This window comes from Longispora urticae (genome assembly GCF_053902585.1).
This window is the reverse complement of the sequence record NZ_JAQZSH010000002.1, coordinates 301,161-309,208: the sequence shown is the minus strand read 5'-3', so window position 1 is coordinate 309,208 and position 8,048 is coordinate 301,161. Positions and strand designations below refer to the sequence as shown.

Below are 8,048 nucleotides of genomic sequence, written 5' to 3'. Positions count from 1 at the left end.
GGCGCGCCGCCAGGCGCGCCCACCCCGGCACCCCGCTACAGAACAGCGATCCCCTCGATCTCCACCAGCGCCTCGGCATCCCACAGGCGCGCGATCCCGATCCCCGCCGCCGCCGGATACTCCTGTCCGGCGAGCCGCTTCCACACCCGGCCGATGTCCCGCGCGTGCGCCCGGTAGTCCTCGACGTCCACGATGTAGATGGTCACCTTCGCCAACTGGTCGGGCCGGCCCCCGGCCGCGGCGAGCGCGGTCAACAGGTTCCCGAGCGCCTGCTCGAACTGCTCGACGATGCCGCCGGGGACGATCCGGCCCTCCTGGTCGAGGGCGGTCTGACCGGCCAGGAAGACCATGGTGCCGGTCCCCACCACGGCGTGCGCGAACCCGCTCGGCGCTGCCAGCTCCGCTGGATTGACACGTTTCACGTGAAACCTCCTCAGTGACCGACTGGGCCGGACCCCATCATGACTCCGGGACCCTATGCGCCCGGGCGGGCGCTCTGGAAATGCGATTAGGGCGCCACGAGCACAAACCATCCGACGGGTACGAAGCCTCGGGCCCCGCTACCCCTTGCGCCGCTGGTACCCCACGAACCCGGCCACCGCGATCAGCACCACACACGGCGCGAACCAGTGCGCCAACACTCCCCCGGGCGTGCCCCCGGTGAGCAGCGCCAGGATCCGGATGCCCTGGGCGAGCTTCACCCCGATCACGATCGCGCTGACCAGCAGCCCCCCGGCGAGCACCGTCGTCGTCCGGTTCGCGTCGCGCAGCCCCGCGCCCACCGTCGCCGCGACCCCGACCGCCACCACCACGATGGCCCAGAGCGCGACCCGGGGCTTGCCGCCGATGTCGAGCACGGGGAGCAGCCCGGCCAGTGCGACGCCCGGCCCGATCATGAGCAGCGGACGGCGGAACCGGTCGGGGGCGAGCGCGGCGGCCACGACGACGGCCACGCCGAGTACCCCGGCGACGACGAACGCGACCCCGTACCCCTTGAGGGCGATCTTCTGCATCTGGAGCGTGACCTGGACGGCCGTGCCGAACAGGACCACCCCGAGCAGGGCGACCCCGGCGAGCAGCGGGCCCCGGCTGCGCACCGAGGCGTAGAGGGCGTAGCCGGCGAGGGCGAGCAGCGTCAGGTACAGGATCATCAGGTCGCCGGCGGAGGTCGGCTGGATCGGCTGGACCAGCGGGCCGACGGCGGCGAACACGGCGAGCCCGCCGAGCAGCGGCAGCAGCGGGCCGGCCCCGGGATCGACGGGCCGCTTCTTCACGTTCTCGTAGGGCGTGGGCAGCAGGCTGGTCAGGAAGCCGAGGACGGCGATCCAGACGTAGAGCTGGCCGTTGACGTTCGCCTCCAGCCAGGAGCTGGCCAGCAGGGTGCCCAGCACGGCGCCGCCCCAGCACGCGGCCAGTCCGGCGGCGTTCGGCCTGCGGGTCTTGGCGAGCGGGGCCACGGCCTGCGGCAGGATCGCGCCGAACGCGACCGCCCCGGCCAGGTAGGGCACCCCGTGCGCGAGCGACTGCCCGAAGAGCTCGACCGTCGTGTACGCGTTCCCCGCGAGCAGCACGGCCGCCACCCCGAGCCCGGCGGTGACCGCCCAGCGGGCCCAGCCGAACTTGGCCAGCCACCCGCCGGCCACGGCCCCGATCAGGATCCCGACCAGGGGTTCCGTGAGGCCGCCGCCCCAGCCGGTGCTGGCCGCCTGCATGATCACCCGGGTGCCGACGCCGGCGGTCGCCGCGACGGTGACGGCGAGCGCGAGGTCGGTGAGCCGCTTGTCCATGGCGCCAGACGCTACATGTACTGGCGGGTAGCGCGCAGTACCGCGGACCGGTATTTCGCTCCGAACAGGGCCGTGTGCGCGAGCAGCAGGTGCAGCTGGTGCAGCGCGACCCGGTCCCGCCAGCCGTCGGCCAGCGGCCAGGCCTCGTGGTAGCTGGCCAGCGCCGTCTCCAGGTGCGGGGTGCCGCCGAACAGGAACAACGTGGCCAGGTCGGACTCCCGGTGCCCGCCGTACGCGGCCGGGTCGACCAGCCACGGGGTGTCCCCCTCGCCCCAGATGATGTTGCCCGGCCACAGGTCGCCGTGCAGCCGGGCGGGCGGCTCCTCGGGGGCCTCGATCCAGATGCCGGCGATCCGCGCCGCGTCGGTGGTGTCGAGCGCGCCGTTGTCCACGGACAGCCGCAGGTAGGGCAGGATCCGGCGCTCCCGGTACCAGGTGGCCCAGTCCGTCCCCGTCGTGTTGTCCAGCGGCAGGTTCCCCAGGTACCCGTCCTCGGCCGCCCCGAACGCGGGCGCGCCGGCCCGGTGGGTGGCCGCGAGTTCCCGGCCGAACCGTTCGGCGGCCAGCGCGGTCGGCCGGCCGTGTTCGACCCACTCCATCAGGAGCAGCTCGTCGGTGGCGGAGATCAGTTCGGGCACCGCGACCCCGCCGGCCTCCCGGAGCCAGCGCAGTCCGCGCGCCTCGGCCGCGAACAGCCCCGGCGGTGCGGCCCGGCGCTCCTCGGTCGGCGAGCCGGACACCCCGCCCGGCCAGGTCTTGAGCAGCAGGTCCGTACCGTCGTCGAGGGTGATCCGCTCGGCTGAGCAGATCGAGCCACCCGCCACGGGGGTGGTGCGCAGCCGCTGGTGCGTCAGAAACGTGAGCAGCAGGTGCGGGTTCGCGCGCAGGTACGCCAGGTCCACGCCCTCATATTGCCCCAGGGAAACCCCCGATGGGCGAATCAGGGTCCAGGGCGGGTCAATCCCTGAGGTGTGCGGCGCCGAACGCGCCCAGGATGATCCACATGACTCTCCGCCGCACAGCAGTCGCCTTCGCCGCCGCGTCCATGGCCGTCCTGGGCCTCGCGACCCCCGCGATGGCCACCCCCTCGCAGTGCGCACCGTCCAGGAACACCGCCGCCCTGAAGCAGGCCATCTCGGTCCTCGACGGGGAGGCGACCGGCGCGCTGGTCCGGTTCACCGGCGCCGGCGGGTGCTTCCGGGGCGCCAACGGGGTGTCGGACCTCGGCACCGGCCGGGGCATCCGCGAGGACAGCCGGTACCGGATCGGCAGCATGACGAAGACGTTCACCACGGTGGCGGTGCTCCAGCTCGCCGCCAAGGGGAAGATCGACCTCGACGAGACCGTGCAGCACTACCTGCCCGGGTACCTGCCCGACAGCTACGCGCCGATCAAGGTCCGCAACGTGCTGAACTACACCAGCGGCCTGCGCGGCCTGGACATCGACCACAAGGACCCGGCCTGGTTCCTCGCGCACCGGTTCGACACCTGGGCGCCGGAGTCGCTGATCGACCGGACGAAGCCGCTGCTGTTCACGCCGGGCGAGTTCCAGAAGTACGACAACAGCGGGCACCTCGTCGCCGGCATGCTGATCGAGAAGGTGACCGGCCGGCCGTACGCGGACGCCGTCAAGCGCGGCATCATCAACCCGCTCGGCCTGCACGGCACCTCCGTACCCGGCGTCTGCACCGGCATCCCCGGCCCGCACGCCAGGGGCTACGAGCTGATGGACGGCCGGTACGTCGACATCACCGAGGCGAACCCGACCTACCAGTGGTCCGCCGCTGAGATCATCTCGACCGCGCCCGACCTGGAGACGTTCATGGTCGCCCTGGTCTCCGGCAAGCTGCTCGCCCCGGCGCAGCAGGCCGAGCTGAAGGCCATCCCGCCGGTGAAGATGTACGGCAACCCGAACCAGGACGCCGTGTTCGGCGCGGGCATCATGCAGCTCAAGGTCGGCAAGCTGGTGCTGTGGGGCAAGACCGGTGACCGGCCGGGTTACCAGAGCGGCACGGCGGTCACCGAGGACGGCGCGTTCCGGCTCTCGTACTCGATCAACACGATCCACATGGGCGGGGAGCGCACGCCGACGGCCGACAAGATCGTGGCGGCGTCCCTCAGCTGACCCGGCGGCGGCCCGGTGAGCCGGGCGGCCCCGTGAGCCGGCAGGCGCCCCTCGAGAACCCGGTCGATCGAGCAGCCACTTACCCGAGCGGCACCGTCTCGAACACGACCGGCACCATTTGGGACCCGTCATAATCCCAGCGCAGCAGCTCCACCTCGGTGACCAGCGCGTCGCCGAGGTGGAGCTGCCGTCGTTCGCCGACCCAGTCGGCCAGGCGGGCCGGCTCGGCGACCGGGCCGGCGAAGTGCACGAGGTTCGAGTACCAGATGGTGCGGTGGAAGTCGGCCTCGTAGTACCCGTCCGGGCCGAGCGCCGCCCCGAACCGGTCCTTGAGCAGCTCGGCGGTGTCGCCCTCGGCCGCCGCGCAGGCCATCACGCTGCCCGGGGTCAGGGTCAGCCCGGTGACGGCGAGCCGGAACGGCCGGAGCCCGACGGCGGCCTTGCGGAGCGCGTCGCCGACCCGCTGAACCGTGGCGTCGCCGGCCGGCAGCCCGGTCCGGTACGGCTCCAGGCAGCGCACCGTGAAGTGTGAGGAGTGCGCGTTGCCGGTGGCCCAGTGCCCAAGGCCGGCGAGTGCCAGGGCCTCGGCGCCGACCTCGGCCATCCGGGCCGCGAGGGGCGGGGTGGGGCGGAACGCGACCGTCAGGCCCCAGGCCGGGCCGCCGTCGACCGGCGGGGTCTCCCGCTTGGGCTGGCCGGAGAGGAGTGCCGCCCGGCCCTTGGCGTAGAGCTCGTCGAAGAGGGTCATGGCGGCCGAGCCTATCTCGGGTGCGGAGGCCTGCGCGTGCTTGCGGGGCGGGGGCACATGTCCGGCGCGCGGCTTGGTGACCACCCGTTGAGTGCCTCGGCGACGGGGTCACACGCTCGGCGTAGGTGGTGGGGTGACCACCCTTCGAGTGCCTCCAGGTCGGGGTCACACGCGCGGCGTAATCGTCGAAGCTCGTTGGTTTTCGGTGTTTGCCCAGTTCATCGAGGGCGCGGCGCTACAGCGGGAGGTAGCGGCCGCCGTTCACGTCGAGGGTCACGCCGGTGATGAAGCTGGCCCCGTCGCCCGCGAGGAACACGATCGGGTCGACGATCTCGCGGAGTTCCGGCATCCGGCCGAGCGCGATGGCGTCGAGGACGTCGGCGCGCTCCCGGTCGCTGAGCCCGTCGAACATGCCCTGCAACCGGCCGGTGAGGAACAGCCCCGGCGCGACGGCGTTGACCCGGATGCCGCGCGGGCCGAGGTCCCGGGCGAACTTCCTGGTCAGACCCCCGATCGCGGCCTTGGCGGCGGCGTAGGGCGCGCCGGTCACCGGGGACGGCTGCCGGCCGCCGATCGAGGAGCACGTGACGATCGCGTCGCCCGGGGACATGTGCCGGGCGGCCTCGCGGACGCAGTAGAGGGTGCCCTTGACGTTGACGTCGAGAACCAGATCGAGATCTTCTTCTGTGTACTCGTCCCGCGGGGTCCCCAACGAGCCCCCCGCCAGCGCGATCAGGACATTGGGTCGGAAGTCGGCCATCAGCGCGGCCACGGCGGCGGCGTCCCGAACATCGTGTTCGGGCAGGTCGGCGGCCAGGACGGTGTCGCCCAGGGCCTCGAAGGCGGCGCAGACCGCGCGCCCGATCCCGCCGTTCCCACCGGTGACCAGCACTCTCCGCACGACTACTCTCCTCACACCCGACCGAACGCCGCCCACCTCGCGCGACCTCGTCACATGTCGCACCGTTGACGATCGTCGCGAAGACAGCATAACCTTGGCCCGTGCGTATAGCGGTCATCGGCGGCGGCCCCGGCGGGCTCTACTTCGCCGCGCTCGCCAAACAGCTCGACCCCACCCGGGAGATCACCGTCTGGGAGCGCAACGCCCCCGACGACACGTTCGGGTTCGGCGTCGTCTTCTCGGACGAGACCCTCAGCGGCATCGAGACCGCCGACCCGGCGTTCTACGCGTCCCTGGCCAGCTCGTTCGCCCGCTGGGACGACATCGACGTGCGGTACCGGGGCGAGGTCATCACCTCCGGCGGCCACGGTTTCGCGGCGGTCAGCCGGCGACTCCTGCTGAGCCTGCTCGTCGAGCGCTGCCGGGACCTGGGCGTCGTGCTGCACCACAACACCGAGTTCCCCGGCGACCATGGCGCGTACGACCTGGTGGTGGCGGCCGACGGCGTGCACTCGGCCACCCGCAGGTCCCTGGCCGCAGAATTCCGGCCGAAGTACGAGACGGGCGACTGCCGCTACATCTGGCTCGGCACGGACAAGGTGTTCGACGCGTTCACGTTCGACGTGCTGGAGACCGAGTTCGGCGTGATGCAGGCGCACGCGTACCCGTACGACACCCACGGCTCGACGCTGATCATCGAGATGCGGGCCGACGTGTGGGAGCGGGCCGGGTTCACCGACGAGAACGCGATCGAGCGGATCGGCGCCCTGTTCGGCGACCTGCTCGGCGGGCACAAGCTGGTCAGCAACAACTCGAAGTGGATCGACTTCACGACGGTGAGCTGCGAGCGCTGGCAGCACGAGAACGTGGTGCTGATCGGCGACGCCGCGCACACCGCGCACTTCTCCATCGGCTCCGGGACGAAGCTCGCCATGGAGGACGCGCTGGCCCTGGTCGCGTGCCTGGCCGAGCAGCCCGACCTGGACCTGGCCCTGACCGCGTACGAGGTGGAACGCAAGCCCGTCGTCGTGTCCACCCAGCGCGCGGCCCGGGCCAGCCTCGACTGGTTCGAGAACCTCGCCGACTACGTGGGCCAGGAACCGCTGCGGTTCGCGTTCAACCTGCTCACCCGGTCGCGGCGGATCACGTACGACAACCTGAAGCTGCGCGATCCGGAGTTCGTGGCCCGGGTGCAGGCCAGCGGTACCCCGCCGATGTTCGAGCCCTTCCGGCTGCGCGGCCTGGAGCTGCCGAACCGGATCATCGTCTCCCCGATGGACATGTACTCGGCCGTCGACGGCATGCCCAACGACTTCCACCTGGTGCACCTCGGAGCGCGGGCCCTGGGCGGCGCGGGCCTGGTGATGACCGAGATGGTGTGCGTGTCCGAGCCGGGCCGGATCACCCCGGGCTGCACCGGGCTGTACACCGACGAGCAGGGCGACGCCTGGGCCCGGATCGTGCGGTTCGCCCACGACAACGGCGCGAGGATCGGCGTCCAGCTCGGGCACTCCGGACGTAAGGGGTCCACGAAGCTCATGTGGGAGGGGATGGACGAGCCACTCCCGGAGGGCAACTGGCCCGTGGTCGGCCCGTCACCGCTGCCCTACGGCCCCGGAAGCGCCGTCCCGCGCGAACTGACCCCCGAGGACCTGGAAGCGATCACGGCCGAGTTCGTGGCCTCCGCCGTCCGGGCCGACCGGGCGGGCTTCGACCTGCTCGAACTGCACTGCGCGCACGGCTACCTGCTGTCGTCGTTCCTGTCCCCGCTGGCCAACCTGCGCACGGACGCCTACGGCACCGACCGGCTGAAGTTCCCGCTGGAGGTGTTCGACGCGGTCCGCGCGGTCTGGCCGGCCGAGAAGCCGATGTCGGTCCGGATCTCCGCGACCGACTGGCACGCGGGCGGGGTCGACGCCGACGAGGCGGTCCGGATCGCGGCCGCGTTCGCCGAGCACGGGGTGGACGCGATCGACGTGTCCACCGGTCAGGTCCTCGCGGCGGAGCGCCCGGCATACGGGAGGTCCTACCAGACCCCGTACGCCGACAAGATCCGCAACTCGGTGCCCGGGCCCGCCGTGATCGCCGTCGGGGCCATCTCCTCGTACGACGACGTGAACTCCATCCTGCTCGCGGGCCGTGCCGACCTGTGCGCCATCGGCCGCGCGCACCTGTACGACCCGCACTGGACCCTGCACGCGGCGGCCGAGCAGGAGCACAGGATGGCCTGGCCGTCGCCGTACGCCGCGGGCAGCCGTAAGCCGCAGACCGGGCGAACCGACGGCCCGAAGCCGCGCCTGGAGTTGCTGCGCGGTAACGATTCGGGCACGCGACACCAACGTTGGCGTCCCGAAACCCCCTGATCTGCACCCATTGTCCCTCAGACAATCATCATCGTCACCGCGCGGGGGATAGCCCCGCGCCCCGCGATCCGGCTAAGTTGTCGCCGCTGACTGGTGTTTTGGGAAGAGGGGGAGTCGTGAACGA

Annotated in this window: 7 protein-coding genes; 2 read left to right on the top strand and 5 right to left on the bottom strand. The window is 71.9% G+C overall.

Going from position 1 to position 8,048, the window contains the following annotated elements:
• Positions 1–35 precede the first annotated feature (35 nt).
• The 3 genes from PT931_RS01570 to PT931_RS01560 all read right to left on the bottom strand — a co-directional run bounded on the left by PT931_RS01570 (position 36) and on the right by PT931_RS01560 (position 2,689).
• A complete protein-coding gene (locus PT931_RS01570) occupies positions 36–422 on the bottom strand; it encodes a RidA family protein (protein WP_456243902.1) in 387 nt (128 codons plus the stop codon).
• Positions 423–560: 138 nt separating this feature from the next.
• Positions 561–1,787, bottom strand: coding sequence for a hypothetical protein (locus tag PT931_RS01565; RefSeq protein ID WP_456243901.1), 1,227 nt, complete (start codon positions 1,785–1,787; stop codon positions 561–563).
• An 11-nt stretch (positions 1,788–1,798) separates the two neighbouring features.
• The gene (locus PT931_RS01560; RefSeq protein ID WP_456243900.1) at positions 1,799–2,689 is read right to left on the bottom strand and encodes a fructosamine kinase family protein; all 891 of its coding nucleotides are present in this window, start codon (positions 2,687–2,689) and stop codon (positions 1,799–1,801) included.
• A gap of 101 nt (positions 2,690–2,790) precedes the next feature.
• Between PT931_RS01560 and PT931_RS01555 the strand changes: the two genes are divergently transcribed.
• Positions 2,791–3,912, top strand: a complete 1,122-nt coding sequence (locus tag PT931_RS01555; RefSeq protein ID WP_456243899.1) for a serine hydrolase domain-containing protein — start codon at positions 2,791–2,793, stop codon at positions 3,910–3,912.
• Positions 3,913–3,991: 79 nt separating this feature from the next.
• On the opposite strand, the gene PT931_RS01550 is transcribed toward PT931_RS01555, so the two are convergent.
• Positions 3,992–4,660 carry a hypothetical protein gene (locus PT931_RS01550; protein WP_456243898.1) on the bottom strand — a complete coding sequence of 223 codons (669 nt, stop codon included), beginning with the start codon at positions 4,658–4,660 and terminating at the stop codon, positions 3,992–3,994.
• A gap of 235 nt (positions 4,661–4,895) precedes the next feature.
• Positions 4,896–5,561: an SDR family NAD(P)-dependent oxidoreductase gene (locus PT931_RS01545; protein ID WP_456243897.1), complete on the bottom strand. Its 666-nt coding sequence runs from the start codon at positions 5,559–5,561 to the stop codon at positions 4,896–4,898.
• Between the two features lie 101 nt (positions 5,562–5,662).
• Here PT931_RS01545 and PT931_RS01540 point away from each other — a divergent pair, with 101 nt between their 5' ends.
• A complete protein-coding gene (locus PT931_RS01540) occupies positions 5,663–7,924 on the top strand; it encodes a bifunctional salicylyl-CoA 5-hydroxylase/oxidoreductase (protein WP_456243896.1) in 2,262 nt (753 codons plus the stop codon).
• The last annotated feature ends 124 nt before the right edge of the window (positions 7,925–8,048 follow it).